Source organism: Membranihabitans marinus (genome assembly GCF_021729155.1).
Lineage (GTDB): Bacteria > Bacteroidota > Bacteroidia > Chitinophagales > Saprospiraceae > Membranihabitans > Membranihabitans marinus.
On record NZ_JAJQYA010000027.1, the window covers coordinates 13,936 to 36,551 of the forward strand.

Genomic DNA, 22,616 nt, shown 5'->3' on the forward strand with positions numbered 1-22,616 from the left:
ATCTTTTTAATAATTTATACCCCTAATTCGAAGAATCAATTGTATAGAATGAAGTATATCATCCCCCTTATCCTAATGACCTTTCTGGTCAGTGTTTCATCTGCTCAAAATAAAGTCGCTTCTGCCGCGGAAATCTATTCGAAACTTGAAAAACTTGGTAACCTCGGCTCAGTACTCTATATCGCAGCGCATCCAGACGACGAAAACACCAACTTGATATCGTATTTCAACAATGCCAAAAATTACCATACCACCTATCTGTCATTGACCAGAGGAGATGGAGGCCAAAACTTAATAGGGCCCGAGTTGAGAGAACAATTGGGAGTCATTAGAACTCAAGAGCTCCTTGCCGCCAGGAGTGTAGATGGAGGATTTCAGAGATTTTCAAGAGCCAATGATTTTGGTTATTCAAAAAGTCCTGACGAAACTTTTGAATTGTGGAATAAAGATTCTGTCATGTATGACATTATTTGGACCATTCGAATGCTAAAACCAGATATTATTGTCAACCGCTTTGATCACCGCACACCTGGAACCACTCATGGTCATCACACTGGATCAGCAATGTTGAGTTTTGAAGCCTTTGAAATGGCAGGTGATCCCTCAGTATTTCCCGAACAATTAAAATATGTCGATGTCTGGCAACCCAGTCGTTTGTTTTTCAATACTTCATGGTGGTTTTATGGCAGTCAAGAAAAATTTGAACAAGCCAATAAAGAAAATTTAGTAGGTATCAATGTTGGAGAATACTACCCCTTAATGGGACAATCCAATAACGAAATTTCAGCCCGCTCTCGAAGCCAACACCGCTGTCAAGGATTTGGACGCATCGGTGAAAGAGGTAGCTCTATGGAATACCTAGAATTTATCAAAGGAGACCGTCCCAAAAATCCAGATGCATTTGATGGGATAAATACCACTTGGGAGAGAATTCCCGGCGGCAAAGCCATCAATGACCAATGGCAATCTATTTTGGAAAATTATGATTTCAAATCCCCTAGTGCTTCAGTACCCGCCCTATTGACCCTCTATCAATCCATTCAACAATTACCAGAATCGAGTTACAAGAATCAAAAAATAACCGAGTGCCAAGATATTATCGAATCTTGTATGGGGTTATTTTTAGAAATCAGATCCAATGATCATACCTTGGTTCGCGGTCAAAACACTACATTGGATATGGAGGTCATTAATCGATCTAATATTAAGGCTTCCATAGATGAGATAGAAATACTTCCGACAGGAACCAAGGTTGAAATCAACGAAGACCTGGAGAACAATCAAAAAATTTTACATAAGATCCAAACTATTATTCCCTCTAATGCTGGTTATACAAGTCCTTATTGGCTCAATGACAAAAGTACGATTGGCATGTATTCTGTGGCGAATAAAACCCTGATTGGGAAACCGGAAACCCCGAGATACTTGCGAACTAAATTTCACTTAAAAATTATGTCAGTGGATTTCGTCGTAGAGAAGGATGTGGTATATAAGACAGGATTACCAGAAAGAGGAGAAGTTTATAAACCCCTAGAAATCGTGCCGAAATACACCTTAAAGATAGATCAACCCATTTTATTCTTTAAAGATGAAAGCAGCCAAATTCTCAATGTAGATCTTTCAATGCAAAATGGGGAAGTCAATGCCGACACTTTGAAATTGAACTTGGGCAATGGATTTGAAAGCAAACCTGGTTATTATTTATTGCAGCCTGGTAAAACCAGATACAGTTTTGAAATAAAACCTTTAATCGAAGAAGGCCGTCATGAAATATCAGCTGAGATTTTGGGTGTAGATGGTCAAATATACGATCAACAATTAACCACTATCCAATACGACCATATTCCAGAACAAACCATTTTAACCAAGGCTAGTTCTACATTGGTTAAATTAAAAATCACACACGAAGTCGACAAAATTGCTTACATCCAAGGAGCAGGAGATAAAATCCCAGAATTCCTTAGAGCCATTGGAATTCAATGCGATGAATTAATAATTACAGAAATTTCAAACATGGATCTAAATTCCTACGATGCCATAGTTTTGGGCATCAGAGCATTGAATACCATTGATGAAATAGAGGGCATTATGCCTTATCTTCTCCAATATACTCAAGATGGAGGCAATTTAATTGTTCAGTACAATACCAATAGAGGATTAAAAATCAAGGATTTTGCCCCCTATTCTCTCCAACTATCACGAGACAGAGTAACCAACGAAAACTCTCCAGTTCGCTTAATCAATACCAATCATCCGGCATTAAACACCCCGAATCAAATCACTTCCAAAGATTTTGAAGGTTGGGTACAGGAAAGAGGGCTTTATTTCCCCAATCAATGGGCAGCAGAATACAAAACCATAGTATCGTTTCAAGATCCCGGAGAAGAGTTTTTAGAGGGCGGTATACTTATCGCTCCCTATGGTCACGGTAATTACATCTATACGGGATTGAGCTGGTTTAGAGAATTGCCAGCCGGGGTTACAGGTGCCTACAAGTTATTTATCAATCTATTGTCCTTACAAACCAACAACTAAAAACTTTTATCATGGGTGAAATTTCTTTAATTGATTGGAGTATCCTAATCGGTACATTGGTATTTATTGTCGTCATTGGAGTATGGAAAAGCAGATCGAACAAAGCGCTAGATGGTTATTTAAGAGGTGGAAATGAAGCATCCTGGTGGACGATTGGACTCGGAGTTATGGCCACTCAAGCCAGCGCCATCACTTTCCTTAGCACCCCAGGTCAGGGTTATGCCGATGGTTTGGGTTTTGTCCAATTTTATTTTGGACTTCCCATTGCCATGATTATTTTATGCATCACCTTTGTCCCGCTGTATTACAAACTAAAAGTATATACGGCTTATGAATTTTTGGAAGGAAGGTTTGATCTCAAAATGAGAGTACTTACCTCCTTTCTATTTTTGATTCAGCGCGGTTTAGCTGCGGGAATCACTATTTATGCTCCGGCCATTATTTTGTCCACCATAATGGGCTGGAATTTAAAAATAACCTGTATTGTCATCGGAGTATTGGTGATCATCTATACCGTAAGTGGAGGGACTAAAGCCGTCAATGTTACGCAGAAATACCAAATGCTTATCATTATGTTGGGTATGTTTTCGACCTTCTATATTCTATTGGATGGATTACCCAATAATATGGGATTTAGCGGAGCGTGGACATTGGCCGACCTACACGGCAAAACACAGGCTCTAGATTTCAACTTTGACTGGAACAATCGATATACGGTATGGAGTGGTATCACTGGAGGACTGTTTCTGGCCCTCTCCTATTTTGGTACCGATCAAAGCCAGGTACAAAGATATATCAGTGGACAGTCGATCAGACAATCGCAGCTCGGTCTTATTTTCAATGCACTGTTTAAAATTCCCATGCAATACTTCATACTTTTGACTGGGGTTATGGTATTTATTTTTTACCAATTTACCACAGCTCCTTTATTTTTCAATCCAGCTGGGGAAGTTATCGTTAAAGAAAGTCCCTATGCAGATCAATATCGAGAATTGGAAAATGAATACCAGATGATTCAGGATGAAAAATCGGCACTTTCTCTAGATTATGTAAATTCAGAAAACGCAGAAGTCGGCGATCAAATCATGGCATTGAATCGCGATCAACTTAAACTTAGAGAGGAAGCCAAGTCCTTAATTTCCCAAGCAGATCCTCTGACAGAAACCAATGACAAGGACTATGTATTTATCCGATATATTATTCAACAATTGCCTAAAGGCATTATAGGACTTCTATTGGCCGTTATTTTTTCGGCAGCTATGTCATCTACGGCAGCGGAATTAAATGCATTATCGACGACTACAGTTATGGACATTTACAAAAGAGTATTTAATCCCAGTCGCAGTTCTGAACATTACTTATTCATCAGCAAAGCAACCACCTTTCTATGGGGTATTATCGCTATTTTATTTGCCACCTTGGGCACTCTGTTTGAGAATCTGATTCAACTGGTCAATATTATAGGGTCTATATTTTACGGTACCATCTTGGGGATATTCTTAATCGCTTTTTACATTAAATGGATCCGCGCCAATGCTGTATTTATTGCAGCAATAATTGCTGAATTAATGGTTATTTATTTCTATATGACCACCGATATCGGATTCTTATGGTTTAATGTCATTGGATGTGGTTTGGTTATTATTATGGCCAGTATTATTCAATGGATCACGAATATGAAGAAGGCCTAAACTAAAATGGGCTAAATAAACATATACATTTTTGCAAAAAAATCGAAGAAGTATTTACACAATAACAAAAATTCTTAATTAGAAATAGAATTAATTATTTGTGACAAGTTGAAAAGACATTGCTGGACGATACTGGCAATCCATACCCATTTGAAAAAACCATCTTACCATTATTAAGTTGTTTATAGGAATACACAGCCCAAGTTTTAAAAAAGTCATTATTTACAAACTTGACAATAAACAAATAAATTAAAACAATCATCAATTTAAAAATAAAATAACATTGACCTTTCAATTTGCAAAATGATTACGAATACAAAGAGAGGTGCATAAGGGAATGAATGTATACCAAAAGCATTTAAAATTGACAATCTCTTACCACATATCGCAGTAAAACTAAAATTGCATGAAAGGAACCAACATCTTTAGCCTAGAAGTGATTAATACTAGATAAAAGTACATTACAAAACAGTCTATTCTCTTGTAGTATATACGCCAATAGTAGGGAATTAAACTCTCAAAAAAGGCATAAAAAAAAGCGTTTGAGACAAAATCCCAAACGCTTTATGAGTATATAATTTTCCTGAGTTATATTAATATCCAGAATTTTTATTGCCGCTATACTTAGAACCTGATTTAGAAGATCCCGGTGTACCTTCACCAGCATCTGGACCTTCCGGTCTTTCCATTTCTTTATCCTCAGGTGTTGCAACATAAAACTCCACTCTACGATTTAAATAAGCCTGCATTTCTTCTTTCTTATCTAAATCATAACCATCTTTCAATTCGGGGATAAGAGAATTAGTTTCCCCTCCGTATTGAATCATAAATCTTTCTCTTGGCAAGTCGTATCTCTCAACTAAATAGTCGATTACAGCACTTGCTCTCTTATAGGACAACACCTCGTTGTATTGAACATCTCCGCGGTTGTCGGTATGACCTTTAACTACAATCTCTAGACTTGGATGGTTTTTCATAACCGTTGCTACATGATGTAATGAACCGTAAAATTCTGGCTTCACGTAGTATTTATTTAAATCAAAATTAACCATGGGTAAAAACCACTCCGTCTTAATATTGTCCATTTTATTATTCACTAAAGAATTGATTTCATCTTCAGTTAAGTAATTGTTGTCTGGCATTTGAGCTACCCCATCGCTATCTACATCAAATCCAGGGGTAGAAAAAGGTTCTTTGTCCATGTAGTCTGCAATACCATCCTTATCACTATCCAAAACCACTCCTCTTACATCTACTGGAGCATTGGGCGGTGTATCTGGCTCTTGATCTAACATATCGATAACTCCATCGCCATCAGTGTCGGTAAGATCCAATTGAGGTCTTGATTTCACTTCAGCAAGATCGTGCAACATAGGTGCGAAAGGATTCAACCAATAAAGTGGTTCTGTTCTTTTCTCGAATGATCCCAAATTTACATTTAAACTCAATGCCGTATGATAAATCAAATCAAAATTATTAGATCTATCTGCAGCAGATCTAAACTCAAATCCGTCCAACAAATCATTATCAGCGAAAATAGCTTGATGAGACAACCCTATATTAAATCGATCATTGATTTTTCTTGTAACTCCTACCGAAGCAGTAAACATTGGATAAACACTTTTTTCATCACCTAAGGCTCTTATGGTTTTTTCAACCCCACCTTCAGTTTCATATGAATCATCCAGTAAGTCTGCCAACCTTTCCCGAGCTATTTTTCTATCGTCTCTAGAAGTCAAGTTTAACCCTTCAGAAACCGATGCCCAATCGTAATTGGCATTGCCGTCAAAAAGATTAACTTTAGTTTTTGGAATTTCAAAACCCATACCCCCTGTTAGATTAAAATTCCAATTGGTCGATGGTTTGTGAAATAAGATATTCCCAAGGTTTAATGCTACCTCAATAGCACCGGTGGTAACTGTTGTTTTATAATTTCTGTGAATACTCTCTACACCAGCCAGTCGACTCGACAAATTGTTTTGACGAATGGTCTTTTCTACTTCCATAACTGAAATACTACTCGCTCTTGCATCCAATCCCTTCGTATGCAATTGACTAAAAGAAGCCTTGATCGATATGTTATAGTTTAATGCCTTGCGCAAATGTAAACCATATCCCAAACCAGAAAAGTAATCTGCTTCTACATCCCCTACAATAAAAGGATGTCCTAGACTAACCCCAATTTCCCACATATCAAATGGCTTTGAAGAATAGGGATATTCTCCTGATCTCCATTTCGCATTCTGTTCAGGGTCAACAGTTCTATTGTCTTCAATACCAATATTGCCCATTCCTGAAGCAGAGGTATTTTGAGCCATAAGGCCAAAAGACGAAAAAAGCATAGTAATCGCGAAGTAAATTATTCGATTCATAGGGCACGAGTTTATCCAAAAATTATTTTCTTTACAAAGATATTCCATAGAATATAAATTATCTAATCATTTTGTATTATTTCTAAACGTTAACACTTAATATTAAATTAAAATAATATGGTTTTTACCACGGAATTTCAATCTTATACCTCTAATTACGCAGAAACAGATAAAAAGTCACATAATTTAATCTTATTTCAAACAAAAAATGATCAATTAAACATTTTTGGGAGTCAATTCAATTTATTAAGTGACTTCCCTAGAAATACATACCTGTGCAGTAACTCTAACGCAGATCAATTCGAACTTACTCCCTATTTTGGTCAAGATGTTCAAATCTTTAATAAATTAATTTATGTTTCTACACTCCAAGATACATTGCGCATGATTTCGAATGGTCTCATAACAAATCACAAAAAATGTGCTATGACTTTCATTGGTAGTGATCTAAGGGGGAGTTCAAAGGTATCATATTTTTTTGAGACGACAAAGAAAATTACGTTATTCTCAAATTTATTAGGTCACCAAAAACATTTAAATGGAAATACCATATCTGGCAGTTTAAATTCATTGCCATTAGGAAGTTTAAAGCAAAACATTATTCAATCACAAATATCTATTGAAGAAAGTCAGTTTGTTTTTTTTAATATCAACGCTCTTAAATATTCCGATGCTCCAGGACAGATAGGAAGTAATCCAAGTGGAATTTCTTCAGAAGAAGCCAATCAACTGGCCTACCTTGCTGGACGCAGTACTAAAAATAAATTTTTCATATTCTATGGATTGGAAGAAATTGACAAAGACCAAGACCTTCTCACTCACAATTTAATTGCTCAAATGTCTTGGTACTATTTGGAAGGAAGCAAAAATCCTGTAATTAGACCAGAACAGATTCAAAACAAACAAGAGTATTATATCGAATCCTCTCTTTATTCGGATAACTTAAAATATATTAAAGATTTAGACACTGGACTTTGGTTCCACAAAATACCTTTTGAACTATCCTCAGAATATGCTGACTATCAATGGATATTATCCAATCATCAGGAATATATCGAAACCTCAAATGAAGACATCCCATATCGCCTACTCGAAATGTATGACAACCTAAAATCAACCTTCTAGTAAGCGTTCCAATTTTAAACTCCTTGACCCTTTAATAAACAAATGGTAACCATCAAAACGTTGATAACTTTCTTTAGATGACAATAAATCGTTTATGGAATTAAAAAATATAAACCCTGAATAAGAAATATTTTTCTCGAGTTCTACAAATTGAGGACCAATAAAAACGACGTCATCAATCCCCTTCTCCAGTATTCGTTTCATTAGGGACAGATGCTCCTCAGCAGCTACCGAACCCAATTCTCCCATCTCACCGATAATAAAGGCCTTGGGACTGGGGAAGGCCGAATCAAAAGCAGTGAGGGAAGCCCACATACTGGTAGGATTGGCATTGTAGGCATCTAGATACACCTTATTATTCCTCCATTCTACCATTGCAGACCTATTTTCACCGGGCTCAAAGTCTGACAGAAATTCTTTTATCTCTTCGAGTTCAATACCAAAATACAAAGCTAGATGAATGGCATTAACTAAGTTTTTAAAATGGTGGTGACCTATTAATCGAGTCGGAAAAATAAAACTTCGCCCATCATGTTCTATTTTTAAATTAATGTAGGGATTCTCTTCTACTAATTCTATTTTTACTTTGTCCGTCACCGCTCCATATACCACCTTGTCCACCGGGTGATTGAGTAAGGGGGCTATAGAAGTTTCATCTCTATTACAAAATAAAATCCCTTTATGTTCATACAAATAATCGGCCAATTCAGCTTTGGCTTTGAGTACTCCGGCTTCCGAGCCTAAAAACTCTAAATGAGATTTTCCAATATTAATAATCATACCGTAATGAGGCTGACCGATGTGGCAAAGAAATTCGATCTCTTTAAAGTGGTTCGTTCCCATTTCCAAGACCATAAAATTGCAATCTCTCGGTGCATTCAAGATGGTCAAGGGCAGACCAATATGATTGTTAAAATTACCAGGAGTCTTGTGTACCTTGTATTTCAAAGACAATAAACCGGCGATCAATTCTTTATTCGTCGTTTTGCCATTGCTACCAGTAATGGCCAATACAGGAGACTTAAATTGCTTGACATGCCATTTGGCCAATTCTTGCATCATCTCCAAAGGATGGTCAACCAAACAGTAACTATCAAAATCTACATCGTAATGCCAATAAGAGCAGACGATCATACTCACTCCCTTTTCAATAGCCTGTGGAATAAAATCATGGCCATTGAAGTGCTGTCCTTCCAATGCAAAAAAGATTTCTCCTGGTTGTAACTTCCGACTATCTATGCCTACTCCAGTTGAAGCTAAAAAGGCATTGTAAACAGTTTGTAAATTTTGATTTTCCATATTCCTCTAAATAAAAAAGCCTCCAATAAAATTGAAGGCTTCTTATGACTTATAATAATATTTAATGTAAAATTAAATAATTAAAATTTTCTTTTACTTTTCTTTTTGGATGCTTTTTTAAATTGATTTCCTCCAGCTCCATCATTTCCTGCGGAAGGACCATTTCTTGTCATCGCACATCTAAATCCAAGGGATCTACTAGATTTTGATTGATCCATATATCTGCGCGCACCTGGACTCAACCAATACGGTCTATCTGCCCAACTACCGCCTTTAATAACTCTAGTACTGTCTGAGATCAATGAATTTTCACCAAATACATACTCAGCACCTGAGTCTTCATCACCATCTAAATAATTACGGGCATCGGCGACATCCAAAGATTCAATTCGCTTAACTTCCTCATCCGACATCAATCGCTCTTGTAAACGACCATATTCATCTTTTTCAACTAGAGAACCGTCTTCGTTTCTCACTTTGGTCTTAAATTCATTTCCTCTAAATGGATTTAAATCTTGATTGTCAACATCTCTCAATGTCAAACTATTGGTAGGTCTGTAAACATCAGCCACCCACTCATTGACATTTCCCGCCATATTGTACAATCCAAAATCGTTGGGATAAAAATCTCTTACTGGTCCTGGAATAGAAGCCTTGTCATTAAGGTTTCCAGAAACCCCCATATAGTTACCACTTCTCACCTTAAAGTTGGCCAAGAAAGCTCCTTGCTCTTTCCCTCTATATTTATATCTCAAACTATTGCCATCCCAAGGATAAATTCTTCGATCGGATATCAAATCATTTTGCTCAGATTCCAAGTTGCCAAGCAATCCGTATGCGGCGTATTCCCACTCAGCTTCAGTAGGCAATCGGTAACTAGGTAACATAATACCATCGCTATAATTTACCGAACGCTCTCCTCCAGTAGACAAATCTTTTAAATTTTTCTTTACAGAACCTTCATATTTCCCTGCCAAATAAGCCTCGGTATTAAAGTTGTCTGCATTTTTTTGCTCGGGATTGGGATTTAAAACCCCTTTTTCGATCAATAACATCTCATTGACACGGTCGGTACGCCATTTACAAAATTCATTGGCTTGATCCCAAGACACTCCCACTACTGGATAATCGTCGTAAGACGGATGTCTAAAGTAGTTCTCAACATAAGGTTCGTTATATGCCAACTCTTCCCGCCATACCATAGTATCGGGCAATATCTCTCTTAGTCTTTCGGGATATTGTTCGCCAAATACCCTTCTATTCCAATATACAAATTCTCGGTAGTCGATATTGGCCACTTCGGTCTCATCCATATAAAACGATGATACCGTTACTCTCCTAGGAACAGCATCCCACTGGAACATAACATCCTCCTGTGGATTGCCCATGGTAAAAGTTCCCCCTTCGATCAATACTAGATTGGGTCCAGCAATCTGTCCTTTATAGTCCAGCTTCTGGAAGCCACCCCATTCCTCACTATTGTATACCCAACCAGTAGCTGAAGATCGATCTTGCTTTTTACAAGAAACCAAGGCAGTAGTCAACGCCAAAAACATTATTACAATTGAATATCTACTCATCTCTGCTAATTAATAAATTAAATTTTGTCCACTTCTCGGACGATTTCAACATAAAAACTAAACGGCAAATTTTAGTTCTTATTTTGCAACCGAAAATAAATTGCAAATATAATAAAACATATTTCTTTTTGGATTTTAAATGGCCTAAGTGCTTCAACGACACCAGTTTTTTCCCCTCATCACCGAGGATATAATATGTAAACCTTATAACTTATTATCCCTATTGAATCCTATATTAAAATGATAATTTTTATGATATATTTCCCACAACTAATCCATTATACATTCAATATTACCATATTAATCTATATTTGATACATAGGGTAGAAAATTTAATGTCATCTATGAAATTTGTTGAAAATTTCTTGCTTATAATTTTATCATTCTTTTTTTATGGCTTCTGCATTTGGTGGATAGCAGTACCACTCAGTGCTTTCCCAGCTTTGGGGATTTGGTCTTTTACCAATTTTACCTCCCTCAATCATATCCTATCGCCACCATATAACCTACCTTTATGGTTGCCCATGTCAGATCACGGCCTCCCACTATTCCTCGATCCTTCGTCATGGAACCCATTAGTTCTATGGGCCTCCCGTCTTTCTAGTTCACTCTCTATTTCCACTTTAGTCATCTATTTAACATCTTTAGCCGGTCTATCTACCATATGGATATATATATCACTTCGATTATCAGAATTATCTAGACCATCCCTGTTGACCATCATCATAGCCTATGCCCTCCTCTCGATGACAGTATTGAACACGGGAAATATCAATATATTTATCAGTTTTCTTATCCTCCCTATATGGGTTCACACCATATATCAATATCTGAAACATTCGAATATTCTACATCTATGGATACTGGCAGGCATTACCTTTATTGCCTCAGTCACTCTGTCCTACTATCCCATTATCCTGTGTATCCTACTCCTCTTTTGCCTATATAAAATCTACAAAGAAGACCAAACTCTATCTATCCAGAGAGCCCTATTCGTTCTTCTTTTTGCCTCATTATTCTATGGATGGTTGATATATGAGTCCCTCATATATTATCAAAGCATATCTCCCAATGCCAACTGGTCAGAAATAGTTAGAACTCTTTTAAAAACTGAATTAGATCGGTTAGATACCACTACCTTCTTCACTATTTTGATATTTCTTTCCGTCTTTCTAATTATTTTCTTCAAGAAAAATAAAATAAGTTTCGATAAAAAAATATCCCTTCGTCAACAAATTTATATAACCACTATTATCATATTAATATGGGGCATAACTACCTTGACAAACTCCCATATATCTATTTCTCAACATCTGACCACTGATGTCAAAAACCAAAATAACGCCCTTGGATGTACTATAGATACAACAACTACAAAAGACCACATCCCATTTTTTCAACCAATACAAATATTGGAGATTGAAGAACAACTTCTGCCAAAGTCATTCCCTGTCAGCAACAATAGTTTTCCTTTAATATACTACTCTGCCGATCCTATTACTAACCTTCCCCATGTAAGTTTCCATGGAGACAGTTTCAAAATAAATCAGTTTATCCCATTTCGGCAATTGAGCTTTGAGACCGAGGCTCATAAAACCCAAAAAATTATTTTCAATCAGCCCTACTCTCCGCATTGGCAAGTCAATATCGATAAAAAACGAAGTCAAATCCATGTAGATACTAACAATCGAATGGAGATAAATATAAAACCTGGTCAACATTATATTGAATTCAATTACTGGCCTGGAGGATTAATAAATCTCTACCTGACTTCAATTGCCTTACTTTTCCTAGTATCACTATACTTAGGTCTGCGTTCTTTCAAGAAATACGGACTGTATTATATTTTACTGACAATATTGCTCATCATCACATTATACCCCATCAAACCATCATCAGTCAATGCCATAACCGTGGAGAATGATGCCATAGATACCTTATCTTGGAATATGAATTATGAATATCCAAATCCCAATTGGAAGTTAAATACAGGACATTTGGATATTGAAAAATCCAAAAATGGATTTAGATCTGAGAGACTAAATAAGGATCAAATATATAGTGCTACCTTAGCCATTCCATTTAAAAGAAATTATTCTGGGAAAAAACTAATATACCAATTCGATGTTCTTACTGCAACTGATGTAAAATTTGCTGTGGTTTTAGTCGTTAAAAAAGATAATCTAGATCAACATCAAATTCAATACCTAGAGACTTTTGGGCGAGAAGATTGGTCGTCAATTTCGGGCCATTTTGACCTCCCAATGGACAGTAGTACTGTAGATAGTTTGGCATTTTACATATGGAATTATGAAAAAAATGAATTAAGGATGGATGACATAAAAACGGAAATTAAGGAATGAGGGTTGTTTACATATTTTTGAATTTACTATTTGCGCTTAGCCTCTTTGGTCAACAAGAAATTGTATTGAATCTGGATTGGGATATCGAGGATGGCCAGTCCATTATATTGAATAATGAATCTTATGATGCCCACAACAAGCCTCTCGTATTCAGAAGGATTCCCATAGCTATGACTGATAGTATCGTCGCAACACTAAATATAGGAGGAGAAAAAACATTGAGACAATTTACCGCCCCAGAGGATCTAAAACTCCAATACACATTGCGTACATACACTGAAATCGAAAGAAATCAAAAATATGCAACGCTGTTTTTATATCCTATTAAAAAGAATACCTCCCAAGGTGTGACCATTTTGGAAAATGGAGCAATTCAACTTAGAACAGTTAAAGCCAACCAAAGCATAAAATTGAGAAACAGTCCTTTTAAAACACAATCGATATTGTCTCGAGGACAAATACTTAAGGTGCCGATTGTAGAAACCGGGATACATAGCATCTCATATGAAGACTTACCTGATTCGTGGAAACAAAATTCTCTTACCCCACAAAACTTGGAATTATTTTCAGGTCATCCTACGATCCTGCCTTCAACCGTAGGAGATGAACGCATAGATGACTTGGAATCCATTCCCTATTACTTAGACTCCGAAGAATTTGGCCCTGGTCAAACCATTTATTTTTACGGATTAGGTAGGGATATTAAGCAAGGGAACTACGAAGAAAAAACCACAGTGATAGCCCACAATATATATGCCGACACCAATTACTACTACCTGCGATACGGTGTAGCTCCAGGCAGACAAATTTCAACTTCACCTGACCTAGATATCATTAGCTCTAATCCCATTAACACAGGATTGGACGCCATAAGGTATGAAGAAGAAAAATACAATATCCTCTTAGATGTAGTCAATTTACAGGGATCTGGTCGTATATGGTATTCAGAAAAATTTACGGGGTCAACCGAAAAAAGCTATAGCTATCTCATCCAAGATCAACCTATTGACCTAAGCCAGGAGGTTGTTTTCAAAGCGGGCTTTGCCGCCAGATCAAATTCATCGAGCACCGTCCAATTCCAATTGGGGAATCAGATAGTGCAAAACAATCTTTTTTCGGTAAATACAGGAGATATTTACGGCATCAGTTCTAGACATTTAAATTTTTCAGAAAAACTTGCCATCAATCAACCTCAACTCATCTTAAAATACAGTACTACCGATGGTTCGGCCAGTAGTTGGCTGGACTATATTCAATTGAGTTTTTCAAAAATATTAGAGACTTCTCCTAATACTCCACTTTATTTTGGATCTTTTGAACCGGGCAACGATTTTCAAGTAAGGATGAATCAAACCAATGGCGAGGAAGTTTGGGATATCAGTGATCCTAGTCAATGCTATTCTGTTCCACATCGATTGGACAATGGTCAATTATATATCAAAAACACATCAACTACTGATGAATTCCGCGCCTACATAGTATTCGACAAAGCAATGGCAAGTCCTATTCAGTCCTTTATTGAAATCAACAATCAAGACCTTCACAGCCTCCAAGATGTCGACTATTTAGTAATCTATCATCCAAAATTTGAAGTTCCTGCTCTGCGTTTGGCCAATTTTAGAAAGACAAATAACAATTTCAACATAGCCACAGTCAAAATTAATGAAATCTACAATGAATTTTCTTCTGGGAAAGTAGACCCAACCGCGATAAGAGACTTTATTAAAATGTTGTACGACAGGGACAATACTGATATTCGGGTGTTACTGTTGGGTGACGGTAGTTTCGATTACAAAAACAATTCGCCCATTTTAGGCTATCCCAATGAAAACTTCATCCCCGTCTTTGAATCCGAAAATTCATGGGATCCCATTAAAGCCTTCCCTTCCGATGATTATTATGCCTTGATGAATGATCATGAGGGAGAAGATTTAAAGGGAGCATTAGATATAAGTATTGGTAGGATTCCTGTCCGTACGGAAGCAGATGCCAGCAATATAGTTCAAAAAATAATCGATTATTCAACCAATACAAAGATCAATGGACCTTGGAAAAATAAGATTCTGTTTGTGTCTGATGACGGCAATTACAATCTTTTCTTGGGGTATACCGAAAGATTGACCAATGAAATGGAAGCCAATGAAAATAGATTTGGGATAAACAAGGCATATGTCGATGCCAATCCCAAGGAAGTGAGATCCAATGAAGTACGCAGTCCAAAAACCAATGAACTTATCAACACCAATGCCTATGAGGGGCAATTAATCATTAATTACCAAGGTCATGGAGGGTCTAAAGGATGGTCAGATGAATCCATTCTCGCCAAGACCGATATAGAAAAATGGGACAATTATCTCAAGTATCCCCTATTGGTTACGGCCACTTGTACTTTTGCTGGATATGACGATCCACGGGAAGTTACTGCTGGTGAATACGCTTTGACATTGGCAGACAAAGGAGCCATTGCCCTATTTACCACGACCAGAGTGGTATACGCCAGTTCCAATGACAGATTGAGCAATTCGGTATTCAATCGTCTGTACGAAAACATTGACAGCGATCTGGAATTGGGAGAATGGCTGCGTCTATCCAAAAACGCCCATCGATCCGACACCACCGATATCAATGCCAGAAAATTTACCCTCTTAGGAGATCCTGCCCTCAGACTGGCTATCCCAAGATATTCGGTAGTCCTCAACCAAATCGATGAAATAGACGTTTTGTCTTCTGACTCTATAACCATTGCCGCCCTTGACAAAGTAAGGATACAAGGACAAATCAATCAAAATAATGGTCAAATCCTATCCAATTTCAATGGCATTCTCTACCCAACCCTCTACGACAAGAAAAAGCTACTTAAGACATTAGGGCAGGGAAATGAAAATAGTTCCATAGATTTCGAACAATGGCAAAACACCTTATATAAAGGCCGTACATCAGTGGTCAACGGTAAATTTGATTTTGAATTTATTGTGCCCAAGGATATCGATTACAAGATAGGTCCAGGCAGATTGAGTCTATACGCAGCCGATCCATCGGGTCAAGACGGCTGGGGAATTTCCGAATCTATATACATAGGTGGCACATCTTCCAATGCTATCGAAAACGATCACAATGGGCCTCAAATCGATATATATTTAGAAGACCGGTCATTCCAAGAAGGGGATGAAGTCAGCGTTAATCCATTGTTGATCGTCGATATAGAAGATGAAAGTGGAATCAATGTTAGTGGCAATGGCATCGGTCACGATTTAATCTACTATCTGGATAAAGATGCCACCAATCCAGTTATATTGAACAATAATTTTGAATATGAGCTAAATTCTTTTTCAAAAGGAAGCGTCGAATTTCCTATCGACGGTCTAGAACCTGGCCAACACTACCTTACCATTAAAGGCTGGGATAGTCACAACAATGTTTCTGAAAAGACTATTGAATTCTTTGTAGACAAAGACAATTTAGAAATTCAACATCTCTATAACTATCCCAATCCCTTTTTTAATCGAACAGAATTTCAATTTGAAAATCCCCTTATCGGTAGTGATCTCGATATTGTCATCGATATATTTTCTGTTTCGGGCAAGCAAGTCCACCGAATTATAGATCAAAGAAACTCTGCCAATCAATTAATCCGGAATATATTTTGGGATGGAAAAGACCAATGGCAACAAAAATTAGCCAATGGAGTATACCTTTATAAATTAAAAATTATCGACAAAAATTCCAATAAAAAAACAACCCTCATAAGCAAGTTTCAAAAGATGTTGATATTAAATTGAACTTTTCAAAATACAGAAGTGTATATTTGCGTTTCTTTTTGAGCACAACAGATCTATTAAATATGAGAAAAGAATTAACGTTAATTTTATTTATATCTTTTGCCTTCTATCAAGGTCTTCTAGCACAAGCTGGAGATTGCCAACTCAATCCAGAGACTGGAAGAGTGGCATTGCCCGATGGAAGCCCATGTCCTAATGCCATTCCAACTGCTCTACCCTTCTTAGGAATTACTCCAGATGCGCGAAGTGGTGCAATGGGAGATGCTGGAATTGCTATTTCAGGTGACGCTAATGCTATAGCATATAATATATCGAGATTGGCCTTTGCTGAAAAAGATGCAGGTCTTTCTTTAACCTATACTCCTTGGCTTAAAAATATTGGTCTTGACGATGTTTTTTTAGGCTATATCGCGGGCTATACTAAGTTGGATGAATTCCAAGCCGTAACCGCTTCATTTAGATATTTTAGTCTAGGAGAAATTCAATATACCGATGAAAATGGCAGCCCACAAGGTTTTGGTAGTCCCAATGAATTTGAATTGGAAATTGGATATGCCAGAAAATTAGGTGAGAATTTTAGTGTAGGTGTTGGGGGTAAATTCCTTTATTCCAATTTAGCCGCCGATCAATTTGTCAATGGAACAGAAATTCAGCCAGGTATTGCAGGAGCAGCTGATATTTCCTTTTTATACAAGGTCCCATTTGAAGGATATTATGATCAAAACCTAAATATAGGACTATCTCTTCAAAATCTTGGTTCTAGAATATCATACGTACCGGACAAGAGTTTTTACATTCCAGCCAGTATAGGGTTGGGTCTTGCATATGAAGTCAATTTTGATGACTTTAATAAATTGACATTGACCTCAGACATTAAAAAATTGATGGTTACCGCACCTCAAATCGATTCCACACTAGCCAGAGAGTATAGTGAATTGCCTATTTTCGAATCGTGGATTAAATCATTTGGAGATGCACCTGACGGATTCAACGAAGAATTAAGAGAACTTACCTATTCTGTAGGTGCAGAATATTGGTATGCCGATCAATTTGCCGTACGTGCTGGATATTTCTACGAATCACCAACCAAGGGTAATCGACAATATTTATCCATGGGTATGGGGATAAAATACAATATTGTGGGTATTAACTTTTCGTATTTAATATCAACACAGAAAACACTGCAAGCAAGTTCACCTCTAGACAAAACACTTAGATTTTCTTTATTGTTCGATTTTGGAGCTCTGGGAAATAGATAATATAAATGTAATTCGTATAATCGCTTTTAAGCGATATTAAAAACAAATCAAAAAAGGAGGATTAAGCTAGTCTTAATCCTCCTTTTTTATTTTATGGAATCTTTATTTGGCTAGAATTTGGTATGAAATACATTTACAAATAAAGAACAGCTTCGTTGATGCTTCTTTAGTCTTGAATAGCCTTGATGCCGGGCAGTTCTTTGCCTTCCAAGAATTCCAACATGGCACCACCTCCAGTGGACACAAAGCTCACACTATCGGCCAATCCCGCTTGATTGACAGCGGAAACAGAGTCCCCTCCACCGACCATGGTAAATGCACCCGACTCTGTCGCCTTGGCCATAGCTTGAGCGATAGCAATACTTCCCTGTGCAAAATTAGGCATTTCAAAAACCCCCATTGGACCATTCCACATAACCGTCTTAGAAGACTCAATAACTTGACTAAATTCTCCTATTGCTGCACTTCCTATATCCAATCCCATCCATCCAGCTGGAATGGCATCACTATTAGCCTGCTGTATATTGGCATCATTAGAAAATGCGTCGGCTATAGTACTGTCTACAGGTAAGTAGATCTTGGTATTGTTTTGTTCTGCCTTTTCCAATATTTCTTTGGCCAAATCCAATTTGTCTATCTCTACTAGTGAATTTCCGATTTCACCCCCCAATGCCTTAAAGAAGGTATAGGCCATACCCCCACCAATTAGGATATTGTCACATTTGGACAAAAGATTTTCCAACAATAATATTTTATCAGAGACCTTGGCTCCACCAACGATGGCAGTATATGGACTGGTCGGATTTTCTTTTACTTTATTGGCATTGGTAATCTCTTTTTCCATTAACAATCCAAAAGACTTTTTATCGGCATCAAAAAACTGAGCTACTTTTGCAGTCGAAGCATGGGCTCTGTGGGCTGTCCCAAAGGCATCGTTGACATAGTAAGAAGCTAGAGAACTCAATTCTTTGGCCAATTCATCTGAACCTTTTTCCTCACCGGGCTCAAATCTGGTATTCTCTAAGAGCAGTACTTGTCCCCCTTTCAATTGTTCCGCTTTGGCTCGGGCATCGGGACCGATTAAATCACTTGCAAAGGCCACTTGACGATCCAATAGCGATGAAAGATGTTCAACGATGTGGTTCAGTGTAAATTTTTCAACATTAATCTCACCATTTTCCAATTTTTTCTTCAAGGGTCTGCCCAAGTGAGACATGAGAATAACCGCCGCATCGGCATCGAGTAAATGTTGAATCGTCGGCAAAGCCGCTCGAATTCGAGTATCATCAGTTATCTCATATGCTCCATTCAACGGAACATTAAAATCCACTCTCACCAACACCTTTTCTCCACCATAATTGATCTTCATCATAAATTAACTTTTAATGTGAACAAATACAAATTGTAAATATATAAAACCTATTAGGCAATTGATTCCTACCTTCTTTAAATTTTTAATAAATCAAAATACAGAACTATCGGTCCAACATTGAAACCTTTGTCCTAAACCATTATTATTAATCTGGGTTATGTATATTTGCGAATAAGAATAAAAATACCCTATAAATGAATATAGCTTTGATTGCGCACGACGGTAAGAAACCAGAATTGGTCAGTTTTTTTCTTAAAAACAAAGATTTGTTTTTAAACAGTGAAATATATGCTACCGCAACCACTGGCTCCCACCTCGGAGATATGGGAGTTTCAGTAAATACCGTTTTGTCCGGTCCACTAGGCGGTGATGCCCAAATAGCATCGCTAATGGTGACAGGAGGCATTGATATGGTATTTTTCTTTAGAGACCCACTTGGCAAACACCCCCATGAACCAGATGTACAAATGTTGATGCGGCTCTGCGATGTTCACAATATTCCATTAGCTACTAACCCTGCTGGAGCTGAATTAATGTTGCGGGCTTTGAAAGGGAAATTACATGAACAGGGATGATTTCAACAACATATCGAATACCCTTCCACGAACGCCGGGGGTATATATGTTTGTCGACAAAGCGGGAACACCGATCTATATAGGGAAAGCGAAGAATCTTAAAAATAGACTTTCCTCCTATTTTATTCCAGAGTACAACCTGCGCAATAAGACTCGGGTAATGATCAAGAATGCGGTAAAGATCAATTGGACGGTAGTCCAATCTGAAGCCGATGCACTAATTTTGGAAAGCACTTGGATCAAACAACACATGCCCAGGTACAATGTCATGCTCAAAGACGGCAAGTCCTATGGCTATATCTGCATTAAAAACGAGCGCTTCCCCAGGGTCTATTTCACCAGAGAAATCATCAATGATGGTTCCACCTATTTTGGGCCTTACACCTCAAAATGGAGAGCCAAAATCTTATTGAAACTCATTAAAGATTTGTTCCCTTTGCGCACGTGTAATCTCAACTTAAGCGAGGAAAACGTCGATGCAAAAAAATACAAGGTTTGTCTTGAATACCACATTGAAAACTGTCTAGGCCCCTGTGTAGGCAAGGAATCCGAAAAAGATTACAATGAAAAAATCAATCAAATCAAACACATCCTTAAAGGGCAATTTAAACCGGTAAAAGACCATTTAATGGCAGAAATTCATGAATTGGCCGCCAAAATGAAATTTGAAAAAGCCCAAGAATTAAAAGAAAAATTAATCGCATTTGACGACTATCAAGCCAAATCCACGGTAGTTAATCCCAGCATCAAAAACTGCGATGTCTTTGCGGTAGAACTCGATGAAGACTATGCCTTTGTCAATTTCATTAAGATCATCAATGGAGCCATTATCAATACCCACACAGAAGAAGTCAATCTCAAGATAGATATGACAGAAAGTGATATTTTGGATCTTGTCATTCCCGCTTTGCGAGAACGCTTCAATTCCAATGCTCCAGAAATATTGGTCAATTATTTGCCAGAATGGGTATCGGAGGGAATTACGGTAACCGTACCTAAGATTGGCGACAAGAAAAAATTGATCGATTTGTCTGTCAAAAATATAAAGTTTAACAAACTGCAGTTTTTTGAATCTCGCAACAAGATAGCCCAAGCCAAAAACCACAGCCATCGCATATTGAACACCATGAAGAATGACTTAAAGATGGATGTACTGCCCAAGCATATAGAATGTTTTGACAATTCGAATTTTCAGGGCAGTAATTCCGTGGCCTCCTGTGTGGTATTTAGAAATGCAAAACCTGCCAAATCCGAATATCGTCATTTTCATATTAAAACTGTGGAGGGACAAAACGATTTTGCCTTTATGGAAGAAATCGTATATCGAAGATATAAACGTCTCCTAGAAGAAAATCAATCTCTCCCTGATCTCATCATTACCGATGGTGGAAAGGGACAATTGAGTTCGGCTATGAAAAGTTTAAACAAACTAGGTATCGCGGACAAAATAACCGTCATTGGAATAGCCAAAAGGCTGGAAGAGATTTTCTTCCCCGGTGATTCCATCCCCATTTATATCGATAAAAAATCTGAGTCGCTTAAAGTTATTCAAAAAGCGAGAAATGAAGCCCACCGATTTGCCATCACTTTTCATCGCGACCAGCGCAGTAAGCGCGTGCATAAAACCGAACTTACCGAAATAAAGGGTGTAGGTGATAAAACGGCACAAAAGTTACTGACTTCCTTTAAATCCGTAAAAAACATCGAAAACGCCAGCCAAGATGAATTATCAACCATCGTAGGGCCAGCCTTAGGTAAAAATATCTTCAAGCATTTTAAGCGGCAAAAAACCAAAGGTTAATTACTATCGATGAGTAGGCCAGACCCAAAGATCGATGAAATAATGTAAGGGAATCCCCTAAAAAACACTACTCCACTACCGACAATTTCCACATCTAATATATCGAAAACCTTAATGTAGAGGTCTCCGCTACCATTTTGAACAACATCGGCAGAATTTACCCCCAAACCAAAGCCCTGAAACTGTCCACTTCCATTAGACCAAAGATTGAGTTTGGAAGATGTACCTTCTAGACGAACCAAGCCTGAACCATTCATGGACAGATCGACCTTTACAGCATCAACAGCCAGATCTATACTGCCAGAACCCAATAATTCAATATCGAGAAAATGATTACTTAAAGTATTTTCAGAATAGATAATTCCACTTCCGTATAGATTTAACGCTCTTAGATTGGGTACCGTAATGAAGAGCAACAAATCCTCTGCATATTGAATACATTGTCGCGTCCGAATGACTAAATGATTGCCCGTGACCAAGAGGTCAAGTTGATCTATGATGTTGGCACTGCCTTCCGCCCACACAGTTCTAGGCCCTTCTCGAAGTACCACTTTGATGTTGTCTTCCAAGGTGATCTCGGAGAAATATGGCAAGAAAAATTCCGTGGACACTAATCTTCCTCTGGGCTCTACACACCTGTAAATATCGTCTCGGTAATCGTGATCACATGAAAAACCCAAACAACAAACCACTAGACATACATACATTAATGATTTCATACTCTTCAACTTTAAGGTAAGACGATGAATTAGGTCGGTATATGGTTAATGAAACATTAAAAGAATATCATTTTGAAATAATACAATTTACATCTACAATAATTTTGTTCTACTAAAATCATTACAATCAGTTTGACATAAATATT

At 37.5% G+C, this 22,616-nt stretch carries 13 protein-coding genes; 8 read left to right on the forward strand and 5 right to left on the reverse strand.

Features of this window, described 5'->3' with window-relative positions; genetic code table 11:
• Positions 1–48: 48 nt before the first annotated feature.
• Both LVD51_RS14790 and LVD51_RS14795 read left to right on the forward strand, forming a co-directional pair.
• Positions 49–2,535, forward strand: a complete 2,487-nt coding sequence (locus tag LVD51_RS14790; protein ID WP_236972170.1) for a PIG-L family deacetylase — start codon at positions 49–51, stop codon at positions 2,533–2,535.
• A 20-nt stretch (positions 2,536–2,555) separates the two neighbouring features.
• Positions 2,556–4,226 carry a sodium:solute symporter gene (locus tag LVD51_RS14795; protein ID WP_394803178.1) on the forward strand — a complete coding sequence of 557 codons (1,671 nt, stop codon included), beginning with the start codon at positions 2,556–2,558 and terminating at the stop codon, positions 4,224–4,226.
• Between the two features lie 593 nt (positions 4,227–4,819).
• Here LVD51_RS14795 and LVD51_RS14800 read toward each other — a convergent pair.
• Complete coding sequence (locus LVD51_RS14800) at positions 4,820–6,598, reverse strand: OmpA family protein (RefSeq protein WP_236972172.1); 1,779 nt, start codon at positions 6,596–6,598, stop codon at positions 4,820–4,822.
• 426 nt (positions 6,599–7,024) lie between these two features.
• On the opposite strand from LVD51_RS14800, the gene LVD51_RS14805 reads away from it, so the two are divergent.
• Positions 7,025–7,723: a hypothetical protein gene (locus LVD51_RS14805; protein WP_236972173.1), complete on the forward strand. Its 699-nt coding sequence runs from the start codon at positions 7,025–7,027 to the stop codon at positions 7,721–7,723.
• Here the strand turns inward: LVD51_RS14805 and LVD51_RS14810 are convergent.
• Both LVD51_RS14810 and LVD51_RS14815 read right to left on the reverse strand, forming a co-directional pair.
• Positions 7,712–9,022 carry a UDP-N-acetylmuramoyl-tripeptide--D-alanyl-D-alanine ligase gene (locus LVD51_RS14810; RefSeq protein WP_236972174.1) on the reverse strand — a complete coding sequence of 437 codons (1,311 nt, stop codon included), beginning with the start codon at positions 9,020–9,022 and terminating at the stop codon, positions 7,712–7,714. The two genes, LVD51_RS14805 and LVD51_RS14810, sit on opposite strands and share 12 nt — an antisense overlap.
• Positions 9,023–9,102: 80 nt before the next feature.
• The gene (locus tag LVD51_RS14815; RefSeq protein ID WP_236972175.1) at positions 9,103–10,602 is read right to left on the reverse strand and encodes an SUMF1/EgtB/PvdO family nonheme iron enzyme; all 1,500 of its coding nucleotides are present in this window, start codon (positions 10,600–10,602) and stop codon (positions 9,103–9,105) included.
• A 344-nt stretch (positions 10,603–10,946) separates the two neighbouring features.
• Between LVD51_RS14815 and LVD51_RS14820 the strand changes: the two genes are divergently transcribed.
• The 3 genes from LVD51_RS14820 to porV all read left to right on the forward strand — a co-directional run bounded on the left by LVD51_RS14820 (position 10,947) and on the right by porV (position 18,003).
• Complete coding sequence (locus tag LVD51_RS14820) at positions 10,947–12,965, forward strand: YfhO family protein (RefSeq protein ID WP_236972176.1); 2,019 nt, start codon at positions 10,947–10,949, stop codon at positions 12,963–12,965.
• A complete protein-coding gene (porU, locus tag LVD51_RS14825) occupies positions 12,962–16,744 on the forward strand; it encodes a type IX secretion system sortase PorU (protein ID WP_236972177.1) in 3,783 nt (1,260 codons plus the stop codon). Before LVD51_RS14820 ends, porU begins: the two co-directional genes overlap by 4 nt.
• A gap of 62 nt (positions 16,745–16,806) precedes the next feature.
• Complete coding sequence (porV, locus tag LVD51_RS14830) at positions 16,807–18,003, forward strand: type IX secretion system outer membrane channel protein PorV (protein ID WP_236972178.1); 1,197 nt, start codon at positions 16,807–16,809, stop codon at positions 18,001–18,003.
• A gap of 166 nt (positions 18,004–18,169) precedes the next feature.
• On the opposite strand, the gene LVD51_RS14835 is transcribed toward porV, so the two are convergent.
• A complete protein-coding gene (locus LVD51_RS14835; protein WP_236972179.1) occupies positions 18,170–19,375 on the reverse strand; it encodes a phosphoglycerate kinase in 1,206 nt (401 codons plus the stop codon).
• 194 nt (positions 19,376–19,569) lie between these two features.
• On the opposite strand from LVD51_RS14835, the gene LVD51_RS14840 reads away from it, so the two are divergent.
• Together LVD51_RS14840 and uvrC are read left to right on the forward strand one after the other, a co-directional pair.
• Entirely contained in the window at positions 19,570–19,950 is a 381-nt protein-coding gene (locus LVD51_RS14840) for a methylglyoxal synthase (RefSeq protein WP_236972180.1), read from the forward strand.
• Entirely contained in the window at positions 19,937–21,751 is a 1,815-nt protein-coding gene (gene uvrC, locus LVD51_RS14845) for an excinuclease ABC subunit UvrC (RefSeq protein WP_236972181.1), read from the forward strand. Before LVD51_RS14840 ends, uvrC begins: the two co-directional genes overlap by 14 nt.
• On the opposite strand, the gene LVD51_RS14850 is transcribed toward uvrC, so the two are convergent.
• Complete coding sequence (locus tag LVD51_RS14850; protein WP_236972182.1) at positions 21,748–22,470, reverse strand: head GIN domain-containing protein; 723 nt, start codon at positions 22,468–22,470, stop codon at positions 21,748–21,750. The genes uvrC and LVD51_RS14850 overlap by 4 nt on opposite strands.
• Positions 22,471–22,616 lie beyond the last annotated feature (146 nt).